Genomic DNA, 23,517 nt, shown 5'->3' on the forward strand with positions numbered 1-23,517 from the left:
CCATCTACGACCGGGAGAAGCTCGGCGCGGGCGCGGCGGTCCGTTCCCTGCTGCCCGCGCGGGAGTCCTCCCCCGCCCCGGAAAAGCCGCCGCTGCAAAAGCGGTTCCACGCGCTGGGGCTGACGATCTTAGTCGTCCGGGAGCCGTCGGCGGGCGACCTCGACAACTCGGGCTCGATCGACCTGGGCGAGGCGCTGCTGCTCGGCTTCTCCCTCTCGGTCGACATGCTCGGCGCGGGCATCGGGCTCGCGCTCGCGGGCGTGGGCTCCCTCTGGCTGCCGCTGGCCGTCGGCGTGACGCAGACCGCCTGCCTCGCGCTCGGCGAGGCCGTGGGCAAGCGGCTCTCCCGCCTGCCCGTCCCCAAACGGGCGCTGGGCGTCCTTTCGGGCCTGCTGCTCGCGGCGCTCGGCGCCGCGCGGCTTGTGGTGTAACCCCATGATACCACATTCCCATACGGATTTCCACAGCGGAAAGGCAAAAGGGGAGGCCCGCCGGTTTGGCGGCCTCCCCTTTTTTGATGCGTTTTTATGCCGGGTCCGCCGCCTCGTCCAGCGGCAGGCTTTTGAAGCTCTCGACCGTCCGGGAGACGATCTGCTCCACCGGGATGCGTTCGATGCTTGACGCGCCGATGAACCCGACCGCGGAGGTCTGGCGGAAGACGGCGCGGGCGTCGTCGGGCGAGATGATCGCGCCGCCGTGGCAGAGGGGGATGATGCCGGGGTTCTCTTCGAGCCCGGCCCGCAGGATCGCCTCGGTCTTTTCCATCGATTCCTCGAGGGTGCCGTCCGACTGGAGCCCGATGTCCCCGCCCTGCGTCAGCCCCGCGTGGGAGACGAGCACGTCCGCGCCCGCCGCGGCGTAGCGCCGGGCGTCCTCGGGGCAGAAGACATAGGCGAGCGTCAGAAAACCCATGTCGGCGGCCATGCGCATGGTGGCGATCTCCCGGTCGAGCCCGAGCCCGACGTGTTCCAGCTCGTAGCGCAGGCGGCCGTTCATCTTGCCGACGGTGGGATAGTTGATGACCCCCGAGTACCCGACGTCGGCCATCCGCTCGAGGAAGCGGCGCATGTCGCGGGTGGGGTCGACGCCGAAGATGCCGCCGATGACCGGCGCGCGGCGGACGGCGTTGATGATGAGTTCCTCCCCCATCTCGAGCACCATTGCGTTGGCGTCCCCGACCGGGAGGTTCCCCAGAATCGAGCTGTAGCCGTTCATGCGGAAATGTCCCGAGTTATAGACGACGATCAGGTCGATGCCCGCGCGGTCGACGATCCGGCCGATCAGCCCCACGCCCGCGCCGCTCCCGATGATCGGGCGGCCCGCGGCGATCTCGGCGCGCAGGTTTTCGAGGATGGTGTCGCGGTTGATTTTCGTTCCTTGCATTGGCAAATCTCCTTACAGTTCCGGGACCGCGGCGGGGTCAGGCGTGCGCCTCTCCCCTGCGGACCGCGTCCCAGTCGATCATGCGGATGAGCTCCCGCACAAGCAGTTCGGCGAAGGCGGGGTCGTTGAGATGGCAGTCCTTTGTTATGACAGGGACCTGCGGGGGCATCTTCGCCTTGACCTCGCTGGTGAAGACCGCGTCGGTCTCCGGGTCGTAGAAGACGTTGCCCGCCTTGTCGATCTCGGAAAATCCCTGCGTGGGGATGATCAGCCGGGTGTTGCCCGCCGCGTCCCCGAGCCTGTGGACGAAGAGCTCGGCCAGCGCCCGCATGTCCCGCTTGTCGGCGCGGATCTTGAGAAGGCTCGGATTGTGATAGTAGCGGACCTTGTCCGCCTGCTCGGGGCGCAGCTGCTCCTCCGGGCCGATGTTGATCATTTCGAGCGCGCCCGGCACCACAATGTAGGGGATGTTCGTCTCCACCCCGCCCCGCAGCCGCTCCGGGCCGATCGCGTAGGCGCCCCCGCCGACCTCGTCCGCGAGCTCGGTGGTCGTGATGTCGAGCACCCCCGCGAAAAACCGTTCGCGGATCATCTTCTCCATGATCTTTCCGCCCGAGACGCCCCGCGCGTGGAAGATCACGATTTCATACCCCATCTCCTCGAGCAGCTCCTTGCAGCGCTGGACGCAGGGGGTGGTCACGCCGAACCCGGTGATGCCGATCGCCTTTTTCTTGTGGCGGGCGATCTTGGGCCCGTCGATCATCGCGCACATCACGGCGGCCGCCTGCCCGAGGATGTATTCGGTCAAAAAGTTGATGCTCTGGATGTCCGCCACCGAGTTGATGAGCAGGATGTCCTGCCCCTGCACGTAGGGCACCGTGTTGCCCGAGGCCATCGTGCCGACGATGATCTTCGGGATGCCCAGCGGCAGGTTCTGCATCGCGTAGCTCGCGATGGTGGTGCCCCCCGAGCCGCCCAGCGACATCATCCCGTCGAGGTTGCCCTCGCGGCAGAGCTTCTGGGTGATGCTCAAGAGCCCCTCCATCATGATTTTCGACGCCTCGAACCGGGAGAGGATGTTCTCCACCGAGGCAAACGAGCTGCCCGCGCTCTCTGCAACCTGGTCCTGCGTGAACTGGACCGGGAAGCTGCGCGCCGTGCGCTTGAGCCCGATGTCGATGATGCTCACCTGCGCGCCGCGCTCCTCGAGCTGCGCCTTGAGGTAGAGGGTCTCCTCCCCCTTGGTGTCGAGGGTGGAACAGATTACGATCTTTTTGTGTGCGTCCATCCGGTAGATTTCCGCCTTTCCCCAATATTTTCCGGGCCGCCCGGTCAGGCGGCCGGTCCTTCCGCGCCCTGTGCGCGGGCTGCGCGCCGGTGCCGGCAGAGGTGGGACGCGACGACCAGCGCGATAAGCGCCAGGCCGACGAAATCGAAGGCGAAATGCGGCCAGATGCAGCAGAAGGCGGCGGCCGCCGCGCCGATGCGTTCGGGCAGGATCAGCTTCTCCAGGAAGAAGTTTTCAAAGAAGATCACGCAGGCGAACGCAAAGACCATGACCATCAGGATGCTCCAGACGAATTCCCACAGGGTGCCCATCAGCAGGATTTCCGGCCGGAAGATGAACATGAAGGGGATGGCGAAGCCGCAGACCGCCAGCCGCATGGAGATGAGGCTGGTTTTCATGAAGTCGCCCTTTGCGAGCCCCGAGGCCACGAGCGCGCCGATCGCGACGGGCGGCGTCACCGCGGAGAGCTCGCCGTAGTAGAAGACGAAGAAATGCGCCGCGAGCAGCGGGACCCCGAAGGCGGTCAGCGCGGGCGCGCCGAGCAGCGCCGCGAGGATATAGGCGGGCGCTGCGGGCATGCCCATGCCGAAGATGAGGCAGGTGATCGCGACGAAGAGCGCGAGCAGGAAGAGGTTGTCCCCCGCCAGCGTGATGACGAACTGCGAGATCTTGGAGGGCAGGCCGGTGGCGGTCAGGATCTGGACGACCACGCCCATGATCGCCATGACCACCGCGATCATCGCCATCGACTTGGAGCCGATCGCCAGCCCGTCGAGCGTCTTGCGGACGAACCCGCGGACGCAGCCGGCAAGCCCGCTCCCGCGCACCTGCTGGATCAGCCCGACGAGCAGCAGCGCGAGGATCGCGTAGAAGAGGGAGACCTGCGGGGAATACATCTTGACGAGGAAGACGACCAGGACGATGAGCGGGATGATGTAGATCACGAACTCCAGAAACGCCTTTTTAAAGTGCGGGAGCGCGTCGTCCTCGTTCTTTTTGTCCCCCAGCTTGATCGCCTTGATGTAGATGCTCAGCGAGATGCCGAAGTAGTAGAGCAGCGCGGGCGCCACGCCGATCAGCGCGATCTTGATGTAGGGGGTGCTCGTCCACGAGGCGATGATGAAGGCCGCCGCGTTCATGACGGGCGGCAGGATCGCGCCGCCGGTGGAGGCGGCCGCCTCGCACGCTCCCGCGAACTCGGGCGGGTAGCCGCGTTTTTTCATGAGCGGGATGGACACCGCGCCCGTCATCGAGATATTGGCGGCGACGCTGCCCGTCACCGAGCCGACCAGCCCGCTGCTGAGCACGGCGACCTGCGCCGCGCCCGAACGGACCTTGCCGCTGGCGGCCATGGCGACGTTCATGATCGCGTCGAGCGCGCCGAACGCCTGCATGAGCCCCGCGAAGATCGAAAAGAGCACGATCGTGTTGGCCGAGATGGTCCCCAGCATGCCGAACACGCCGGTAAAATTGGTGGTGGAATAGGTGATGACCCGGTCGAGGCTGAGTCCCCCGTGGTAGAGGAACCCGGGCATATAGGGGCCGAAATAGCCGTAGGCCAGCGCGATCAGCACGATGATGGGGATCGTTTTGCCCCAGGTGAGGTAGGTGCCGATCATCAGCACGGCGAGCAGGATGGCGCCCGAGAGCACCTTGCCCGGCGGGTTCTGCCCCATCGAGGTTTTGAAGGCCTCGTAGTTGGCGGCGATAAAGATGGTCACGCCCACGCTCGCCAGCGCGAGCGCGGCGAGCAGTGAATTTTCGACCGGGTGGCGCCTGTCGTCGAGCTTCATCTTCTGCAAAAAGACGATCACCAGCGCGAAGCAGATGTGGATCGCCACATGGATGTCCGAAAAGACCAGCAGCTTCTGCGCCGAGACGAAGTGGTAGACGCTCATCAGGATGGCCGTGACGGTGGTCAGCCGGTCGATCGTACGGTTGCGCCGGCTGTAATCGCCGGGCAGGTTACGCTGTTGCATGGATGCCTCCTTTTTCCTTGCGGGCGGGCCTTCCGGCCCTCTTCCACAGCGCGGTACGAGCCCGCCCGCTCCGCCGCCCGGTCCTCCGGGCGGCGGGTCGTGGTTCGGTTATTCGCCGTAGACGGTGAAGCGGTCGTCCCACAGCCCCGCTTCCTTGAGCGCGCGCGCGGCGCCCGGGTGGAAGGGCACGTCCTCGACGCAGACGCTCGTGACGTAGTCCTTGAGAGGCTTCAGGTCCTGGGTGATCTTGCCCAGCTCCTCAATGTTGGAGATGCACGCCCTGGTGAACTCATAGACCGATTCCTCCGGCACGTCGGCGTGGAAGATCATGACGCCCGCATTGACCGGGGAGAGCCTGGGATCGCCCTCGGGGATGATGTCGCACTCCGCGTGGGTCAGATCCTGCGCCATGATGCCGGGGTTGATCTCGTGGATTTTAGCGCCGACCTCGGGCGGGAGGGAGAGGATGTTGATGTCGCGCACGGTGAGCAGCTCGATGATGCCCGCCGGCGGCACGCCGTTGCCCCAGGTGCCGACGCACGCGTCGACGCGGCCGTCCTTGAGCGCGGAGAAGCCGTCGCTCCAGGTGAAATATTCGATGTTCACGTCGTCGAGGACGCCCGCTTCCCGCAGGACGATCTTGAGCACCTCGGTCGAGGCGGAGCCCACGTCGGGGAAGGCCATTTTTTTGCCGCGCAGGTCCTCGTAGCTCTCGATGCCGCTGCCCGCGACGGTCAGCACCGGCAGCCGCCAGGAGACGAACCCGAACGCCTGGAGCATCGAGCTGGCGGGGATCTCCTTCTGGAAGGGCTCCTCGCCGCGCAGCGCCTGCACAAGGTTGATCGAGCCGGTGTAGCCGCCCTCGAGCTCGCGGGAATCAAGCAGGTTGATGATTTCGACCGCGCCGGTTGTCGTGACGGTGGAGGTTTTGATGTCGGAGTTGCGGTTGACCACCGAGGACATCGCCTCGATCGCGACGTTGTCGGTGCCGCCCACCGAGCCGGTGCCGAGGCGCAGCGCCCGCATGGGCGCCGCGTCCGCCTGCGGGGCGTCGCCGCCCTGCTGCGCGGGCGCGCCGCAGGCGGCCAGCAGGCAGACCAGCGCAACGGACAAGAGGATGGAAAGGATGCGTTTCATGGAAAAAGCTCCTCCTTTTTTCAAATCGGAAATTAACGGAATCATTCGGCTGCTGCTTGCAAGCATGTAAAAAAGATTGGCCGGAATATATGCACCTTGCATAGAAGCAATCTTTTTTATTTAGCTCGATTATAGCATGTTATCTAAAATTTACAATAAGGTTTGGGCTATATGACGAATTTTCTTGCAATGTCCATAATCTTCTGGAAGGCAATTCGTAGGAGTCCACAAGCATTTTCCTGGTTTCTCCGTCAAACCGCTCGACATCTTTCCACATTTTTGTGGGATCGTCCAAATTTCCATTCCGGAGAGGTGGGCATAAACGGAAAAACTTATCCGTTTTGCCCTTTTTCGCCCCTTTTTCTTGTCGAAAACCCATAAACGCGCGCAGTTTTTCCATTCCAGCTAAAAATGCAGCCGGATTCTTTGCGGTTTTGACCGGGCTTTTCCCCGCCGCCCAGCAAACTGCCAAAATTTTCGCCGGGCTCTTTCGGCAGTTTGCCCCAGGCGCGGAAAAAGAAAACAACCGGGCGGCCGCGATCTCTGTCACAGCTGCCCGGTTGTCAATGAAATTGTTCTCTGGTATCAGGCGTCCTTGTGCGCCAGCATGGCCGCGCCGATGATCCCGGCCTTGTAGCCGAGGGTGCAGGCGGTGATGCGGGTGTACTTCTCCCCGCGCCCGCCGAAGATTTCGGCGTAGGCGCGCTCCCGCAGCGGCGCGAGCAGGGTTTCCCCCTCCTTGGCGATGCCGCCGCCGAGGCTGATGACCTCCGGCTCGAAGATGTTGATGATGTTGGTCACGCCGCAGGCGAGGTAGCCGATGTACGCGTCGACGACCGCCTGTCCGGCGGCGTCCCCCTCCTTCGCGGCGAGGAAGGCGGTGCGCCCGTCCGCGCCGCCGTTTGCGGCGGCGAGCGCGGCAAGCCGGCTGTCCGGATGGGCGGCGGCCGCCTCGTTGGTCAGGTTGATGAGCCCGGTGGCGGAGGCGTAGGCCTCAAGGCAGCCGTGCCGCCCGCAGGTGCACAGCCGTCCGCCGTACCGGATGACCATGTGCCCGAGCTCGGAGGCGGCGTAGTTGTAGCCGGTGAGGATCTCGCCCGCGAGCACCACCCCGCAGCCCACGCCGGTACCGAGCGTGACGATGACCGCGCTGGAAGCGCCCCTGGCACTGCCGGCGCACACCTCGCCGAGGGCGGCGACGTTTGCGTCGTTGCCCATCGCGACGGGCAGTCCCAGCGCCTCGCTGAGGTAGCGGCGCATCGGGTAATCGCGCCAGCCGAGGTTGTTGGAGTACTCCACGACGCCGGTTTCGGGGTTGATGGTGCCGGGACAGCCCACGCCGATCCCCCGCACCTGCGAAAGGTCCAGCCCGGCCGCATGGAGCGCGTCCCCGGCGGCCCGGACGATGTCGGCGCACACCTCGTCCGCGGGACGGGGCAGCGCGGTCGGCAGGCTCCCCTCCCCGAGGATGGCGCAGCTCTCCGCATCCACGATCCCCACCTTGATGTTGGTCCCGCCCAGATCGACGCCTATGTAATACATCGCATTTCCTCCTATACCGTTGTGAGCAGCAGCTCGCCGTTCCCGGCGAGGGCGAAGCCCGGCGCGTCCGCCGGGACAAAGAGGCTCTCCCCCGCGCGCAGCGGGAATTCCTCTCCGCCGCAGGAGAGCGCCGCCCCCCCTTCGGTGCAGAGCACCGAAACGAAGGAATCGCCTGTCATTTCGCGGCGGTAATTGCCCGAAAGAGCCAGCGCATCTACTGTAAAGTAATCGCACTTTGCAAGGCGCCTGAGGCGGAAATCCGCCGTTTCCGCAAGCATTTCCGCGCCGGGCGCGCCCGCGGGAGCGGGCGCGCGCAGGGTCACGTCGAGCGCCTTGTCCACATGCAGCTCCCGCGGCTTCCCGTCCGCCCCGACCCGACCGAAGTCGTAGACGCGGTAGGTCGTGTTGGAGTTCTGCTGGATCTCCGCGAGCAGGATGCCCGCGCCGATCGCGTGGATCGTGCCCGCGCCGATGAAGAAGACGTCCCCCTTGTGCACGGGGGCTTTGTGGAGCGCCTCGGTGATCGTGTGGTTCGCGATCCTCCGGCGCATCTCCTCCGCCGAAATTTCCCGCTCAAACCCGAAATAGAGGAAGGCGTCCGGCTCGCAGTTGACGACATACCACATCTCGGTCTTGCCGCGCCCCCCCTCGACGCGGCGGGCGTAATCGTCGTCCGGGTGCACCTGGATCGACAAAAACTGCGCCGCGTCGATCAGCTTGATCAGGATCGGGAACTCCTTCGCGCCCGCGCAGTTTCCGCCGAGCGCCTCCGGATGCTCCGCGGCAAACCGGGAAAAGGGTGTTCCCGCGAATTCCCCGCAGGCGATCACGCCGTCGCCGTCGGGGTGGGCCGAAAGCTCCCAGCTCTCGGCCAGGACCGGCAGCGCGGTGCGCTTGCCGTAGGCTGTCTTCAACCGGGTCCCGCCCCACAGGTAGTCCTTACAGGCGGGTGTCAGCCGAAAAGGCTGCATGGCGATACCCCCTCATTCGTCAAATAGTTCCGATTCCACATACGCGCAGAGGAAATGATAGATTGCCAGATGGCATTCCTGCACGCGGTAGGTCTCCCGTTCGGGCGCGCGGACCGCGCAGTCGGCGAGCGGGGCGAGCTTCCCGCCCCCTTCGCCTGTCAAGGCGATCACCTTTGCGCCCCGGATTTTTGCCGCCATGGCGGCCGCGCGGACGTTTTCCGCGTTGCCCGACGTGCTGAGGCCGAGGAACACGTCCCCCGGCCGCGCGTAGGCGTATGCCTGCTGCGCGTAGACGAGCGCCGGGTCGACGTCGTTTTCAAAGGCGCTCATGAGCGCCGCATGCGCGCAGAGGGAGACGGCGGGCAGCCCGCCCTGGAGCTTCGCGGCGATCGCCGCCCCCTCCCCGCCGAACTGTTCGGCGAAGGCGGCGCGTTCCGCCTCGGGCAGCGGGCGGCGGAGCAGAAAGCCCTTCATCAGCTCGCCCACGATGTGATCGGCGTCCGCGCAGGAACCGCCGTTCCCACAGGCGAGCAGCTTGCCGCCTCGCCGGAAGGCGTCGAGCAGCAGCCCGCAGGCGCCCAGAATCTCCGTTTTGATCGCGCCGAATGCTTCATGGCGCGCGAAAAAGCCGTCCGTCAGCCGGCTGGTGCGTTCTTTCATACCGGTTCCTCCGCGGTTTCGATGTGGTAGCGCGCGACCGAGAGGGCGGCGATATCCCCCACCGATTCGGAAAGCGCGCTGGGCAGCACCTCGCACACCGCGCGGGCGGCGGGCAGCGCCTCCCGTTCGAGGACCTCCCGCGCCGCCGGCCATATCTCATTATAACATCTTGCGAAAATGCTGCCAATCACGATTTTTTTGGGATTCATCATGTCGATTATGATAGAAAGCCCCCGCCCGAGCTGGGTCCCCGCTTCGCGCAGGATCTTTCGGGCGAGCGGGTCGCCCGCGGCGGCCGCCTCCCCCACCCTGCGCGCGTCGAGCGCGGCAAGCGCCGCCATGTCGGGACAGAGGGCGGGGCTTCTCCCCGCCTGGAGCTCCTCGAGCGCAAATGCCCGCGCGAGCTGGGCGATCCCCCCGCCGCTGCAAAACCCCTCGAAGGAGCCCGCCTTGCCGTAGCCGACGGGCCCGTGCGCCTCGAGGCGGATGTGGCCGAGCTCACCCGCCATGCCCGACGCGCCCTCGTAGAGCCTGCCACCCAGGATGAGGCCCGCGCCGAGCCCCGTCCCGAAGGTGAGAAAGACCAGGTCGCGGCAGCCCCGCCCCGCGCCGTACTGCCATTCGGCCAGCGCGCCCGCGTTGGCGTCGTTGCAGAGCCAGGCGGGCAGGCCGGTGCGCTCCGACAGGATTTTTGCGGCGGGCACCGCGTCCCAGCCGGGCAGGTTGGGCGGCGAGAGCACGATTCCCGCGCGGCTGTCGAGCGGGCCGCCGCAGCTGATGCCGATCCCTTCGGCGCGCTCCCACGCGGGCAGCGCGGCAAGGCAGTCGCGGAGGTCCCCCGCGAGGGCCTCGAGCATCCCGGCGGGGGTATATTCCCGTGTGGCGCGGGGAACGGCGCGGCAGAGCACCTCCACCTGCTCGCCGTCCGCCCGGCCAATGCAGGCGGCGCATTTGGTGCCGCCGATGTCGACACCGGCTAGATACATCTGTGCTCTCCTTTCGATTTGCCGCTCAGAGAGCGGCGGAGTTGCCGGGTCCCGCCCCGGCAGGCGGCCCCATTTCTTGTACGGACAAGAAATGGGGGAAAGAAGCCGCAGGGGGCTATGCCCCCTTGACCCCCAGCGCCGCCTTCGGTTGGCCTTTGGCCAAAGTCGGCGGCGCCCTGTCACGGATCAGCGGACGGGCCTACAGCATCCCGCCAGCCGCCGCGCCGCGGGCGCAATGCCTCTGCCGGCGAGTCTCAGGAACCGTACCGGAAGTGCGCCCGGGGAGGCACGGCCGCTTTTGCGTGGCGCGCAGCGCCCACGGGGAGGCGGAAAACCGGGCGGTACAGCCGCCCGCGCGCGCAGGGCGCACGTCAGTTGCGGCCCCTGCCCGCAACTGACCCCGCGATCGGTCAAGCCGATGCGCGTAACCCCTGCCCGGCAAGCTCGCCGCGCCTTCTGTTCCCGCCTGTTGGGAGCACCCGTAACCTGAATTGAGCCCTCAGCTTGTGTACCCGTGGGGAGCGGCGGTAGTCCGCGGGTTATGGCAAGGTACTCCCGGAGATACCGCTTAGAGTTCCGGCCCGCAGGGCCGGGTCCGCGCAGCGGACTCAAGCCGGGGTCGCGGGGCGGAGCGCCCGCGAGCGGCCGTCGCGCGTAGCGCGCTCCGGGCGCAGCCCGGGCAGGCCGCCCAAGGTGGAGCCCCCTTAGGCGGACTTTTCGTTCCTTTTCGTCCGTCCGAAAAGGAACCCGTGGTGCGCGGCGGAACGCGCTCGTAATTCTTGCCGCTTTTTAAGCGGCAATTCCCGCGATAGCCCCGCCGGGCGCAGCGCGGCAAATCCAGAACCGCCCGCAGGGCGGAAAAAATCCATGGGCGGCCCCCGACCAGCGGAAGCCGCCCGTTTCCGGCCCCGGCGTCAGATGGGAAACCTTCCGTCCGGGGATGGGTTTCCCTGCGCGCGGAAAACCGCGCGCAGGGAGAGAATTGGGAGATTAGATGGTGTCTTTGTTGAGGACCGAAACGCCGGTGTCGACGTTGGTCTGGTCGATGGTCTCTCCGGAGAGCGCCTTGACGGCGACCTTGACGCCTTCACGGCCCATGACGTCCGGATTCTGCGCCATGGTGCAGAGCAGGAAGCCGTTCTTGATGAGGCCGAGGATCGTATCGGATTTGTCGAAGCCGACGCCGATGACGGTGCCGCCGGCCTCCTGGATGGCGTTGCCGGTGCCGACCGTGGAACCCTCGTTCGCGCCGAAGATGCCGACGCAGCCCTGGGTGATGTAGTTCGCGGCGATATCCTTGGATTTCGCGGCGTCGCCGTCACCGTACTGGGTCTCGAGGATCTCAAACTTGGTGCCCTCAAAGGCGGCGCGGAAGCCCTCTTCACGGGCGACGGTGGAAGCGGTGGCGGCGTTGACGTTGACAATGCCGATCTTGCCCTCGGTGATGCCGGCGGCTTCCAGGGCCTTGATCATCTCGTTGCCCGCGGTGGTGCCGGCGGCCTTGTTGTCGGTGGCCAGCGTCGCGACGCCCGGATAATCGGCGGCGGAGTCGACATAGACGATCTTGACGCCGGCGGCCTCAGCCTCTTTCAGGGAAGCGGTGACCGCGTCGGGGCCGTTGGCCGCGAGCAGGATGGCCTGCGCGCCGCCCGCGACGGCGTTGTTGATGCACTCGATCTGCTTGGCGTCGTCCTTGACGTCGGGAGCGAGCCAGTTGTAATCAACGTTGCCCAGCTCGGCGACGGCCTCTTTGCAGCCCTTGTCGACGTTGACCCAGTGCTGGTCCATCTGGTCCATGGTGATCAGGGTGACCTTGTAGTTGCCGGCAGGCGCTGCGGGCTCGGCGGCATCGGCGGGGGCCGGTTCGGCGGTGCTGGCGGGAGCCGCGGGTTCGGCGGCGGGTTTCTCACTCGAGCAGCCGGCCATCAGGCCCAGCGCAACGACGAAGCACAGGAGCAGCGCGGTAATTCTGGTTTTCATTTCTCGAATTCCTCCTAACGTTTTGTCCCAGTTTATCCTTAAAGCAGTTCCGCTTTAATTCGGGTTTCAGGCGGCCTTTGCGGCGGCGGGTTCCTTTTTGCGGCGGGGCTTGCGTCCGCTGCGCACGACGACGTCGAGCAGGACGGAGACCACGACGATGATGCCGATGACGATGTTGCGGATGGCGACCGGCGCGCCCGCGAATTGCAGTCCGTTCTGGAGCACGCCCCAGATCGACGCGCCGATGACGGTGCCGAGCAGGATGCCCTGGCCGCCGAGGGTGGAGACGCCGCCGATGACCGACGCGGCGACCGCGTACATCTCATACATGTTGCCGGCGTCCATCGTGCCCATGCCGCTGGTGGCGCAGGTCACGAGGCCGACCACGCAGGCGCAGATCGAACTGACGACGTAGGCCTTGGTGGTGGAGGTGATGACGTTGACGCCCGACAGGCGCGCCGCCTCGATGTTGCTGCCGACCGCGTAGATGTGGCGGCCGGTACGGGTTTTGCTGAGGACGAAGTTGAAGACGAGCCACAGCACGATGGCGATCCAGATGGTGTTGTAGACGCCCGCGAGCTTGCCGTAGTAGAAGAAGTCGCGGAAGCCCTGCGCGCCCTCGCCGATCGAGTCGGTGTTATAGTTGTTGTTGACAATTTGCGCGATGCCGCGCGCGATGGTCATGGTGCCCAGCGTGGCGATGAAGGGGGGCAGCTTGCAGTTTGCGACGAGCTGTCCGTTGAGGACGCCGACCGCGATGCAGCAGACGAAGGTGATGACGACCGCCGCCCACGGGTTGACCCCCTTGGTCATGAGGGTGGCGGAAATCATGCAGCTCATGCCGACGACCGAGCCGATCGAAAGGTCGATGTTGCCGGTGATGAGCACGTAGGACTGCCCGATGCCGATCATCAGGATCGGCGCGATCTGCCTAAGCAGGTTGCCGACGTTCTTCCCCGAGAAGAACATGGGGTTGAGGATGCCGAAGACGATGCACAGGATGACGAGGCCGACGGTGACGGTGACGACCTGCCCCATTCCGCGGATCGCGAAGAGTTTTTTCAGAGGACTCTGCTTTCTTTCCATATCGAACGCTCCCAACTATTCTTTCGTCACGCGGTGGCCGCGCGGTCCTTTTGCAGCTTGTTTTCAAAGCGGGTCGCATATTCGAGGACCTTTTCCTGGGTGGCCTCCCCGACCATCAGCTCCCCGGTGACCCTGCCGTCGCACATCACGATGATGCGGTCCGCGAACCCCATGATCTCGGGCATCTCCGACGAGACGAAGAAGACGCCGATGCCGTTCTGCTTGAGCTCGTTCATGAGGTTGTAGATCTCCACCTTCGCGGCGACGTCGATGCCGCGCGTCGGCTCGTCGAACATGACGACCCGGGAGTTGCGCGCCAGCCACTTGCCGACGACCACCTTCTGCTGGTTGCCGCCCGACAGGCTCGCCGCGTTGACCTCCGCGTTCGGGAGCTTGATGGTCAGGTTCCTGACCGTCCGGTCGACCATCTCCCGCTCCTTCTTCGCGTTCACCACGCCCGCGCCGTTGCAGAGGATATCCAGGTTCGGCAGCGCGATGTTCTCACGGATCGACAGCTTGGTGCACAGCCCGTCCTTTTTGCGGTCCTCGGGCGCGAGCACGATTCCCGCCCTGATCGCGTCCATCGGGCATTTGATGTCGAGGGGCTTTCCGTCGAGGAGGACCTCCCCGCCCTCCTTCGGGTCCACCCCGAAGATCGCCCGGGTGGTCTCGGTGCGCCCCGCGCCCATCAGCCCGGCGATGCCGACGATCTCGCCCTCGTAGATGTCGAAGCTCACGTCGCGGACCATCCGACCCGCGTTGAGGTTCCTGACCTCGAAGATCTTCTTCCCCCGCTCGCAGCGGACCTTGGGGAACTTCTCCTTGATCTCGCGGCCGACCATGTTGGCGATGATCTCCTCCATGTTGGTGTCCGCGAAGTTGACGCTTGTGATGAATTTGCCGTCCCGCATGATCGTCACGCGGTCGACGATGTGCTGCAGCTCCTCCAGCCGGTGGGAGATGTAGACGATGCCGCATCCCTCGTCCCTGAGCTTGTGGATGATGACGAAGAGGTCGTCGATCTCCTTGGAGGTGAGCGCCGAGGTCGGCTCATCCATGATGAGCACCCGCGCGTTGGTGGAGAGCGCCTTGGCGATCTCGACCATCTGCTGCTTGGAGACCGCCAGGTCCCCGACGACCATGTCCGGGTCGATGTCGATGTTCAGGCGGCCGAGGATCGCCCCCGCCTCCCGCTTCATCTCCCGCTCGGAGAGCACGCCCGATTTGGTGCGCTCGCGTCCGAGGAAGATGTTTTCGGCGACCGTCAGGTGCTGGCACATGTTCAGCTCCTGGTGGATGATCGCCACGCCCATCTCCTGCGCCTTTTTGGGGGTGAGGTCCGTGGTGATCTCCTGGCTGAAGAGCTTCATCGTGCCGCTGTCGCGGGTGTAGACGCCGCTCAGGACCTTCATGAGCGTGGACTTTCCCGCGCCGTTTTCCCCGAGCAGGGCCATCACCTCGCCCGCGCGCAGGTTGAAGGAGACGTCGTCCAGCGCCTTGACGCCGGGGAAGGTCTTGTTGATATGTTCCATCTCAACGATATAATCCTGCATCCAATCCACCTATCTTTCCCATGTCCGGGCTCTTGTTACGGTTTCAGTATAGCACCCCCCGCCGCGGACGGTAAGGGGGGCGGTTTTGGTCTTATGGGGGGGATTTTTTGAAGTTTTTATGCCTCATGTCCATATCCAATAAATCAGTCGATTCATTTTTGTGCAGTCTGACAAAGACATTCGCGGCCGCGCGCCCCTTTACGCATCCGGCGCGGGTTTTGTCCGGGCGGCGGGCCGTTTTCCAGGGCGCGGCGAGGGTCCCCGGAGAACGAAAGGCGGCCGCCCGGATGGGCGGCCGCCGAAGCGCCGGGGTTATTGCCCCGCCCGGAAGAGCGGGAATTCACTGCTGAGATACTCCCGTTTGAGCCTCCCCTGCTCGACGACGAGCAGGCGGTCGGCGACCGACAGGCAGTCGGAGATGCTCACCGCGAGCAGCACCACGGCGGTGCCGCGCGCCTTGACCTGGCCGATCAGGTCGATGATGTGGCGGCGCAGGTACATGTCAGCGCCCGAAAAGGGCTGCACGCAGAAGAGTACCCGCGGGTGGAGCAGGTGGGCGCGGTAGTAGACGAGGCTGTAGAGGGAGGCGGGCGAAAGGCCGGTGATGTCGGGGGCGTGGATGTCCGCCCCGACCAGCGGCTCGTATTCCCGCACAATGCTCTTGCGGATGGCGGAGTTGAGCCAGAGGGCCGGCTCCCGCCGGTCGAGCCAGAAGCAGAGGTTGTCCAGGTAGCTCATCTCGCGGAAGAGGGAGGTGTGGATGGGGTCCTCCCCGACAAAGCCGAGCTGTTTTTTGAGCCTGCGGGCGTTGCGCGCCCAGCTCTCGCCGCCCACGAGGATCTCACCCTCCTGCGGCTGCGCCCCCCGGCTGAGCAGGCGCACGAGGTCGGAGAGCACGGTGTTGTTCATGTCGAGCAGCACGACGCACTCCCCCCTGCCGGCGGTGAAGCTCATGCCGCGCATCTGGTCGGTGACCACCCCCGAAAGGGAGAGCGCGCCGTCGCGGGGGGCCTCCCCGTGACCGCCCGCGCCGCTGCCGCGGAAGAACTCGCAGGAGAACTGGAGCACCGTCTCGTCGCGGAAGTCGGGGCGGTCGAGCACCTTGAGCGCCTTGCCGTCCTCCATGAGGGTGACGCGGTCGCAGATGGTGAACGCCTCCTCGTGGTGGTTGCAGATGTAGAGGAAGCTCATCCCCTGCGCTGCGCAGTGGCGGAGCAGGCGGTGGATTTTGACGAGGTCGGCGGCGGAGATGAAGTTGCTGATGTCGCGGATGACGACGAGCTTCACCCCGGTCACGACGGCGCGCAGCAGCTCGACGACGCATTTTTCAAAGAAGGAGAGCTGGGAGACGGGCGCGCCCGCGTCGATCTCGACGCCGAAGTCGTCGGTGAACCGGCGGAGCTGCCGTTCGAGCACGCGCGGCTCGATCAGGTATTTTTTGAAGCCGCGGCGGAGCACGAAGATGTTGTCCGCGACGGTCAGATCCTCCACCAGCCGGCTGCGCTGCTCGATGACCGACACGCGGTTCATTCCCATCGAGCTGTGCTCGTAGTTGTTGACGAGCTGCTCCTGGAAGTAGACGTAGCCGTAGTGGATGGGCAGGTTCTGGCAGATCAGCCGGACGAGCGCCTCCTTGCCGTGGGAGTTGATGCACACCAGCCCCATGATCTCCCCCTGGAAGATGTGGAGGTTCATATTGTCCAATTGCGTAACGCCGTCGGTGATGCGGGTCACCCGCTCGAGCCGCAGGATTTCCTGTTTCATGGCTACGCCCCTTTGATCTTCACGTCGTGGGTGATGCGCGGCAGGTTGATCTCCACGTCGGTGCCGATGCCGACCGTGCTGAAGATGTTGATGCCGTACTCCTCCCCGAAGAGCAGGCGGATGCGGTTGTTGACGTTGACGATCGCGATGCCGCCCTTCTTCTCCCCGTCCGGCTTGACATAGTCGAAGGCGGGCTTGCCGAGCTTTTCGGTGAGCTCCCGCAGCCGCTCGGGCTCGATGCCGAGCCCGTCGTCCGACACGGTGATGATGAGGCGCATTTCGGTCGCCTCCACCTTGATGCGGATGCTCCCCTTCCCCACCTTGCGCTCGATGCCGTGGAAGATGGCGTTTTCCACGATCGGCTGGAGGGTCAGCTTGGGCAGGCGGTAGTTGTAGAGCACCTCGCGGTCCTCGTCCCCGCAGTCGACGGTCAGGCTCAGCCGCTCGCCGAAGCGGTACTGCTGGATGATGTAGTAGCTTTCGATGTTGTCGAGCTCGTCCTCAAGCGTGACGAGGTGCTCGACGTTGGAGATCGTGTAGCGGAAGAAGGTGGCGAGCGCCTCGGTCATCTCCGCGACGTTCGTCAGCCCGGCCGCGAGCGCCTCGCCGCGGATGCCCTCGAGGGTGTTGTAGAGGAAGTGGGGGTTGATCTGGTTTTGCAGCGCGAGGTACTGGGCCTGCTTTTTGGTGGCGGAGATCAGCTCGTTGGTATTGAGCTGGGCGCGCAGGCGGAGCACCGCGTCCTCCATCTCGGGGCTGAGCGGGTAGCGCAGGTCGTAGATGCCCTGCATCGTATAGCCGCCCACAAAGAGCTGGAGGATCTTTTTCGTCTCCTGGTAGGGCAGGAACACCCATTTGAAGGCCGCGTAGCAGAGCGCGGCGAACCCGGCCGCGCCGACGGCGGCGAGCAGCGCGTGGGCGCCGTCCCGCACCGCATAGACCGCCGCCGCGATCAGAAAGCAGCCGAAAAACGCCGCCGCCGCGAGGGTGAGCAGGAGGACGCGGTGGGAGAGGTAGCGGTTGAATTTCTTTTTCATATCGGTCCCCCCGCCTCAGGAATAGAGCTTGCGGAACTCGTTGGGCTTGAGGCCGGTAAACTTCTTGAAGCTCTGGGTGAAGTGCTTGAGGTCGTTGTAGCCGACCTGCTCGCACACCGCCGCGACGCTGAGGCTCGTCTCCTTGAGCAGCTCCTTGGCCTTGTTCATCCGCACCTCCGAGAGGTATTCGAGAAAGTTCTGGCCGCTCTCCTTTTTGAAGAGGGAGGAAAAATACGCGGCGCTGAAGCCGACCACCCCGCTCACCTCCTCGAGGCTCAGCGGGCTCCGGTAGTTCTGCTGGATGTACTGCTTGGCGGCGCGGATGGGGCGGCGGTCGGCCTGCCTGCGGTCGCGGACGACCGCCTCGAGCGACTCCCCGACCATCCGCGAGAGGGTGTCGAAGAGGGCGCCCGCGTCGGGGCAGAGGTCCGCCTCGCCGGTGAACCGCTCGTAGAACGCCTGCGTGTCCCCCTCGGTGAGCCGGTGGTTGCGCAGCAGCATGAGGTAGACGCTGCACGCGTCCGCCGCGAGGCGGAAGAGCTCCTGTCCCGAAGCCCCCGGCGCGCCGAACGCGCGGGTGCGCAGCGCGGCGATCGCGGCGGCGGCCCCGTCGGCGTCGAGCACCTCGAGCGCGGCCTCGAAATTCTTGCTGAACTCGGCGAGCAGCGCGTCGCGGTCGAGCGTTTCCGCCTCCTGCGCGCCGCCCTCGATCAGCTTGCCGGTCCCCTCGACCAGCCGCTGCGCGGCGGCCCGCTGGGCCGACGCGAGCGATTCCCCGATGCCGCCGATCTCCGCGGCGGGCGCGCCCAGCCCGATCGTGAGCCGCGCGCCGCCGAAGAGCGCCTGCTGGAGCAGCAGCTCGTCGAGCGCGTTTTTGAGCTGCTTGCGCACCGTCTTGCGCTCCTCCTCGGGGAAGTTCAGGATCCCGTAGGCGCGGCAGCCCTGCGTGCAGATCTCCAGGTCGGCGCAGCGTTCCTGAAGCGCGTCGCGCAGCGCCTTTTCCAGCCGTTCGGTCAGCAGCTTCATGCCGTCCTGGCAGAGGGCGTCCGCCGGGCAGTCGAGCTTGGCCACGAACATCTGGAAGCACCCGGGCGCGAAGTGGAAGTGGTAGTCCGCGTTGATCCGCGCGATGTCCGCGTCGGGCGAGACCGCGCCCCCCTGTAGGAGCAGGTTCGCGAAGAGCCCGGCGCGCAATTTGTCGATGTCGCTCTGGAGGGTCATCTTGAGCTGTTCGGCGCTCGTGAGCTGCTCGGTGCGGCGCAGGTATTTTTCCCGCGTGCGCAGGAGCGTCTCGATGAGGTCCGCCTTTTTGATCGGCTTTAGCAGGTAGTCGCTCACCCCGTATTTGATCGCGCTCTGCGCGTATTCAAAGTGCCGGTAGCCGCTCACGACGATGAAATCGAGGTCGGGCTTGGCCGCCTTGGCGCGGCTGATGAGCTCGAGCCCGTCGTATCCGGGCATCCGGATGTCGGTGATGATCAGGTCGGGGCGCAGCGTCTCCACGAGTTCGAGCGCCTCGATTCCGTTGTGCGCCACCCCGGCGACCTCCATGTCGAGCGACGCCCAGTCCACCAGGCTGCAAATGAGCTGGCAGACCTTCGCCTCGTCGTCCGCAACGATGACCTTCATCATACGCTTGTCCTCCCCCAAAACCGCAATTCCATTTCATACCAAGTTTATCTTATCCGCTTCCCTCCGGATTGTCAATCCGACAAAATCCGCGTTCTTTTTCTCCTGCAAAATAAAAGAGGCAAAGAAAAATGCGCCTGAAGCAGGGCCGGGCGCCCGCAAAAAGGCCCGGCGCTCCACGGAACGCCGGACCTTTTCCACCCGCGGCCTTTTGAAGGGCCGGCGGGCTTTTTGGCTTTGCGGGGATGAACGCCTTTAGGGCATAAAGTCGCGCGCGGCCGGAAGCCCGCAGGCGGGCGCGGCGGCCAGCACGGCGCGGGCGACGGCGCGCGCCATGACGCGCGCGGCCAGCGTGCCCACCACGTTGACGTCCGCGTCGACCTCCCCGACCGAGAGGGCGTAGACGCTGTCCCCGTCGGCGGTCGTGTGCACCGGCCGGATGGCACGCGCGTAGCCGTTCTGGGCCATCGCCGCGATCTTCGCCATCTGCGCTTTCCCAAATTTCCCGTTCGTGACGACGCACCCGAGCGTCGTGTTGCCGGTGAAGAAGTTCTGTTTGCTCGAATAGTCGGCAAAGAGCGCCTCCTCGCTGTCCGCGAAGGCGCTTTTGTCCGGGGCGAGCAGGCCCGCGAGCTTTCTGCCGCTGTCGGGGTCGAAGACGTCCCCCAGGGCGTTGACCGCGGCGACCGCCCCGACCTTCAGCTCCCCGAGCCGCACGGCGTAAAAGCCCTGCCCCGACTTCATCATCCGGGCGGGCCCGCCGAGCTTGCCGACCGTCGCGCCCGCGCCCGCGCCGAAATTCCCCTCGCGCGGGGCGTTTTTCTCCGCGTCGAGACAGGCGGCATAGGCCATTTCCGCGTCGGGGTGCGCGTCGGGCGAGCCGACCCCGAGGTCGAAGAGGCAGCTCTCGCAGACGAGGGGCACCGGGCGGACGCCGGTATCCACGCCGACGCCGCGCCCGGCGAGATAGCGCATCACGCCGTCCGCCGCGCCCAGCCCGAACGCGCTTCCCCCCGACAGGAGCACCGCGTGGATGCCCTCGGCGGCGGCGGTGGGCTGCAAAAGCTGGCTTTCGCGGGAGGCGGGGCCGCCGCCGCGCACGTCCACGCCCGCGGGCGCGCCCCGCTCGCAGAGGATCACGGTGCAGCCGGTCGCGGCCTCGGGGTCCTGCGCGCAGCCGATTTTGAGGTTTTCGATCTCTGTAATGGCAATTTCCTTCACAGGGCTTACCTCCCCGATTTGAGGAATTTCCGCAGCGGCGGGCAGATGAGCGCCGTCAAAAGGATGGCGGCGGCCAATTCGAGCAGGCCGTTGACGCCCACGATGGCCAAAAAGACCTGGCGCAGCGGCAGGGCCTTGAAGAAAAACCACAGGCAGCCGAGCACCCCGACCGTGTGGCAGACGGCGGCGGCCGCCGCCGAGATCCCCGCGGCAAGAGATTCCTTCCGGAGGAGCTTTTTGAGCGCGAGGAAGAGCGCACCCGCGATCACGCCGAGTAGGACGCGCGGAAGGATGCACATGACGATCGACTGGACCGGCGCGCCGCTGGCGGCCGGGGAAAAGAGCATGTCGATCGGCGGGGTCGGGGCCATAATGGCGCGGACCATGCTGATGAGCCCGAACTCGAACCCGAGCAGCGCGCCGCAGCCGGGGCCGAAGAGCACCGCCCCGAGGATGACGGGGATGTGCAGGATCGTGATGGACACCGGCGGGACCATGATGAATCCAAGGGGTGTGAAGCCAAGTACCGCCAGCAGTGCCATCAGCAGCGCATACTGCACGAGCCGTGCGGTCTTCCGGGTCGTCTGGGACATTGTCATTCGCTCCTTGCTGCTGCTCCCGGATGGGATGCAGCGCATGTTGTATTTATCTATTGCAGCGCAATAAATAGCAAAATCCGGACGGGGCTAGAATTTCAGGAGCCCGTTTTCGTCATAGCGGAAATTCGGGCCCCATGCAACCTCCCAGTAGTAGCCGTCCAAATCGGCAAAATAGGCGTGGTAACCGCCCCAAAAGACCTCCTGGGGCGGCTTTACGATCCTGCCGCCCGCCTGTTCCACCAGCGCGGCAGTCTCGTCGACCTGTTCGCGCGTCTCCACATTGTAAGCCAGTGTGATCCCCGCGAAGCCGTCCGTGACCGGAGGCGGGGCCGTCCCGGAGATGTCCTTTGCCAGAAGGTCCAGCGGGTAGAGCTCGAATTTGGTGCCCGGCGTATCGAAAAAGATGACCTCGGGGCAGTCCTCCGTGCAGTCGGTCCGGAAGCCCAGGCCGTCCCTGTAAAAACGGACGGCGGCGGCCATATCCCGGACCCCGAGGCAGATGCAGGTGATTTTATTCATCGCGGCGGTTCCTTTCTTCTCGCGGATCAGACGCTGTTTTTGCGCCAGGCGGCATAGAGGCCGTCGATGCGCAGGGTGCTGTCGACGGTGATTTCCCGCCGGCAGAGCGGCACGACCACGTCGGCTAGCGCGCCGCACGCGACGACCGAGGCCGTCGGGCCGGCGGCCTCCTCGTACCGCGCGATCATCCCGTCGATCATGCTTGCGGCGCCCAGCAGCACGCCCGACTTCATGCTGTCGACCGTGTTGGTGCCGATGACCGGCACCGGCCCCTCGAGGCTGATGTGGGGAAGCTGCGCCGCCCGGTTGCTGAGCGCGTCGAGCGACACCTTCACCCCCGGCATGATCGAGCCGCCGATAAAGGTGCGGGAGCGGTCCACCACCGAAATTTTCGTCGCTGTTCCGAGGTCGACGATGATGGCGGGCAGCGGATAGCGGTCCATCGCGCCGATGGCCGCGGCCACGAAGTCCGCGCCGAGCTGCGCGGGATTGTCGATGCGGATGTTGAGCCCCGTCCTGATGCCCGGCCCCACCTGGAGCACCCGTTCGGCCCCGCAGAGCTGGAGGGCCGCCTTGAGCACGGGCGAAAGCGGCGGCACCACCGAGGAGATGATCGCACCCTCGAGATCCTGCTCGCGCTGGCGGTGCAGGTGGAGGATGTGGTGGAAGAGCATCGCGTATTCCACCTCGGTTTTGTCCGGCTCGGTGAGGATATGGCAGACGAAGAGGCGGTTTTCCGCCTCGTAAGCGCCGATGGAGATGTTGGTGTTGCCCACGTCGACGGAAAGGATCATACGTCCGCCTCCTCCCGCCGGTAGGCGAGGATCGCGGTGACGCAGGCCACAGTGACGAGCGCGCAGCCGACCACCAGAAGGTATGGGATCGCGGTCATGCCGTAGAAGGCCGCGCTTCCTCGGTCGAGGTAGCAGAGCAGCGTGGTCGTCAGTCCGCACATGCCGAGAAAGAGCCAGACCGCGTCAAACACCAGCGATTTGCGGTGCCCGCCGAGCAGCAGCTGCTGCACGAGATACACAACCGGAAGGACGGTCATCGCGAGGGTGCGCAGCCACCAGGCCAGGCCGAGGGACGGGACGAGCGCCTCCGGCCCAAACCCGAAGAGCACGAGCAGCTGGAAGACGAGCGCCACGATCAGCGCGACCGCGCCGAAGGAGCCGAGCACCGTCGCGGCGGTCGCGCCCGCGCTGGGGCCCTCTTCCCCGCCGAGCTCCATGCCCGGCGCGCTGAAATAGTCCTCAAGCAGCGATTCGCCGCAGTAGCCGCACCGCCGCGCCCGCCCGCTCACCGGGCGTCCGCAGTTGGGGCAGGTCGCCATGTTCGCCATTTGCCGCACTCCTCCTCCACACGCCCGCCGCCGGGCGACGCTTCTGCCGCAATTTTATCACATCCGCCCCCCGTTTACAAGGGAAAACCGCCAGCCGTGCCCTCTGTACGCGCTTGTGAGATTTTACGCGCGGATTCCTGTTCAAACCCCTCCGCTTTGTGGTATACTGATCATAATGAGGTTGGATGTGCCGCTCAGGGAGCGGCGGTACTTGTCGGCGGCCGACCGACGGCGGTTTTGGATGTGCCGCTCATGAAGCGGCGGAGCTGCCGGGTCCCGCCCCGGCGGGCGGCCCCATTTCTTGTACGGACAAGAAATGGGGGAAAGAAGCCGCAGGGGGCCGTGCCCCCTTGACCCCCGTGCCGCCTCCGGTTGGCCTTCGGCCAAAGTCGGCGGCGCCCCGCCACGGATGAGCGAACGAGCCTACAGCATCCCGCCCGCCGCCGCGCCGCGGGCGCAATGCCTCTGCCCGAGAGTCTCCGGAACCGTACTGGAAATGCGCCTGGGGAGGCACGGTCGCTTTTGCGTGGCGCGCAGCGCCCACGGGGAGGCGGAAAACTGCGCGGCTACGCCCCGCACGCGCGCAAAGCGCGCGAACGCCCGTTCCGGGCGTTGTTTTCCGCCGTGCGTCCCTGGCGAGCCATCCGGCTTCGGTTGTTGGGAGCGCCCGCAACCTGAATTGAGCCCTCAGCTGGTGTACCCGTGGGGAGCGACGGCAGTTTGCGGGTACTGGCAAGGTACTCCCGGAGATTCCTAAGAACCCGGCGGAGGGTTCTTAGGCGGACTTTTGGTTCCTTTTCGTCCGTCCGAAAAGGAACCCGTGGCGCGCGGCGGAACGCGC

General features: G+C 65.6%; 21 protein-coding genes. 1 reads left to right on the top strand and 20 read right to left on the bottom strand.

Annotation, left to right across the window (positions count from 1 at the left end):
* Window positions 1-431 (top strand): manganese efflux pump (locus tag ACZO3G_RS11255; RefSeq protein WP_486847201.1); only part of this gene is annotated, 431 nt, incomplete at its 5' end.
* A 94-nt stretch (window positions 432-525) separates the two neighbouring features.
* On the opposite strand, the gene ACZO3G_RS11260 is transcribed toward ACZO3G_RS11255, so the two are convergent.
* From ACZO3G_RS11260 to ACZO3G_RS11355, 20 genes are all read right to left on the bottom strand, one after another.
* Window positions 526-1,383 (bottom strand): phosphoenolpyruvate hydrolase family protein, encoded by an 858-nt coding sequence (locus tag ACZO3G_RS11260; protein WP_276873164.1) that lies wholly within the window; start codon window positions 1,381-1,383, stop codon window positions 526-528.
* Window positions 1,384-1,420: 37 nt separating this feature from the next.
* Window positions 1,421-2,671, bottom strand: a complete 1,251-nt coding sequence (locus tag ACZO3G_RS11265) for a Tm-1-like ATP-binding domain-containing protein (RefSeq protein WP_276873166.1) — start codon at window positions 2,669-2,671, stop codon at window positions 1,421-1,423.
* 44 nt (window positions 2,672-2,715) lie between these two features.
* A complete protein-coding gene (locus ACZO3G_RS11270) occupies window positions 2,716-4,650 on the bottom strand; it encodes a TRAP transporter permease (RefSeq protein WP_276873168.1) in 1,935 nt (644 codons plus the stop codon).
* Window positions 4,651-4,758: 108 nt separating this feature from the next.
* Entirely contained in the window at window positions 4,759-5,787 is a 1,029-nt protein-coding gene (locus ACZO3G_RS11275) for a TAXI family TRAP transporter solute-binding subunit (protein ID WP_277138705.1), read from the bottom strand.
* Window positions 5,788-5,926: 139 nt separating this feature from the next.
* Entirely contained in the window at window positions 5,927-6,337 is a 411-nt protein-coding gene (locus ACZO3G_RS11280) for a hypothetical protein (RefSeq protein ID WP_276874668.1), read from the bottom strand.
* A gap of 35 nt (window positions 6,338-6,372) precedes the next feature.
* Window positions 6,373-7,329, bottom strand: a complete 957-nt coding sequence (locus tag ACZO3G_RS11285; protein WP_276874661.1) for an ROK family protein — start codon at window positions 7,327-7,329, stop codon at window positions 6,373-6,375.
* An 11-nt stretch (window positions 7,330-7,340) separates the two neighbouring features.
* Entirely contained in the window at window positions 7,341-8,300 is a 960-nt protein-coding gene (locus ACZO3G_RS11290) for a type I phosphomannose isomerase catalytic subunit (protein ID WP_276874652.1), read from the bottom strand.
* A 12-nt stretch (window positions 8,301-8,312) separates the two neighbouring features.
* Window positions 8,313-8,960 carry a D-sedoheptulose-7-phosphate isomerase gene (locus tag ACZO3G_RS11295; RefSeq protein WP_276874649.1) on the bottom strand — a complete coding sequence of 216 codons (648 nt, stop codon included), beginning with the start codon at window positions 8,958-8,960 and terminating at the stop codon, window positions 8,313-8,315.
* A complete protein-coding gene (locus tag ACZO3G_RS11300; protein ID WP_276874647.1) occupies window positions 8,957-9,946 on the bottom strand; it encodes an ROK family protein in 990 nt (329 codons plus the stop codon). The genes ACZO3G_RS11295 and ACZO3G_RS11300 overlap by 4 nt, the downstream gene beginning before the upstream one ends.
* Window positions 9,947-10,936: 990 nt before the next feature.
* On the bottom strand, window positions 10,937-11,926 hold the full coding sequence (locus ACZO3G_RS11305; RefSeq protein ID WP_172439101.1) for a substrate-binding domain-containing protein: 990 nt from the start codon (window positions 11,924-11,926) through the stop codon (window positions 10,937-10,939).
* Window positions 11,927-11,992: 66 nt separating this feature from the next.
* Entirely contained in the window at window positions 11,993-13,012 is a 1,020-nt protein-coding gene (locus ACZO3G_RS11310) for an ABC transporter permease (RefSeq protein WP_121587188.1), read from the bottom strand.
* Between the two features lie 26 nt (window positions 13,013-13,038).
* On the bottom strand, window positions 13,039-14,565 hold the full coding sequence (locus ACZO3G_RS11315; RefSeq protein ID WP_276873079.1) for a sugar ABC transporter ATP-binding protein: 1,527 nt from the start codon (window positions 14,563-14,565) through the stop codon (window positions 13,039-13,041).
* A 312-nt stretch (window positions 14,566-14,877) separates the two neighbouring features.
* A complete protein-coding gene (locus tag ACZO3G_RS11320) occupies window positions 14,878-16,329 on the bottom strand; it encodes an ATP-binding cassette domain-containing protein (RefSeq protein ID WP_276873081.1) in 1,452 nt (483 codons plus the stop codon).
* A gap of 2 nt (window positions 16,330-16,331) precedes the next feature.
* The gene (locus ACZO3G_RS11325) at window positions 16,332-17,366 is read right to left on the bottom strand and encodes a sensor histidine kinase (RefSeq protein WP_101548023.1); all 1,035 of its coding nucleotides are present in this window, start codon (window positions 17,364-17,366) and stop codon (window positions 16,332-16,334) included.
* Between the two features lie 15 nt (window positions 17,367-17,381).
* The gene (locus ACZO3G_RS11330) at window positions 17,382-18,998 is read right to left on the bottom strand and encodes a response regulator transcription factor (protein ID WP_276873084.1); all 1,617 of its coding nucleotides are present in this window, start codon (window positions 18,996-18,998) and stop codon (window positions 17,382-17,384) included.
* A 252-nt stretch (window positions 18,999-19,250) separates the two neighbouring features.
* The gene (locus ACZO3G_RS11335; RefSeq protein WP_276873086.1) at window positions 19,251-20,216 is read right to left on the bottom strand and encodes a P1 family peptidase; all 966 of its coding nucleotides are present in this window, start codon (window positions 20,214-20,216) and stop codon (window positions 19,251-19,253) included.
* Between the two features lie 5 nt (window positions 20,217-20,221).
* A complete protein-coding gene (locus ACZO3G_RS11340) occupies window positions 20,222-20,809 on the bottom strand; it encodes an ECF transporter S component (RefSeq protein WP_276873088.1) in 588 nt (195 codons plus the stop codon).
* A gap of 93 nt (window positions 20,810-20,902) precedes the next feature.
* Window positions 20,903-21,334 carry a VOC family protein gene (locus tag ACZO3G_RS11345; RefSeq protein ID WP_101548015.1) on the bottom strand — a complete coding sequence of 144 codons (432 nt, stop codon included), beginning with the start codon at window positions 21,332-21,334 and terminating at the stop codon, window positions 20,903-20,905.
* A 26-nt stretch (window positions 21,335-21,360) separates the two neighbouring features.
* Window positions 21,361-22,128 (bottom strand): type III pantothenate kinase, encoded by a 768-nt coding sequence (locus ACZO3G_RS11350; protein WP_276873090.1) that lies wholly within the window; start codon window positions 22,126-22,128, stop codon window positions 21,361-21,363.
* A complete protein-coding gene (locus tag ACZO3G_RS11355) occupies window positions 22,125-22,676 on the bottom strand; it encodes a hypothetical protein (protein WP_276873092.1) in 552 nt (183 codons plus the stop codon). Before ACZO3G_RS11355 ends, ACZO3G_RS11350 begins: the two co-directional genes overlap by 4 nt.
* Window positions 22,677-23,517: the final 841 nt, after the last annotated feature.

The sequence above is a fragment of the Anaerotruncus sp. genome (genome assembly GCF_057433415.1).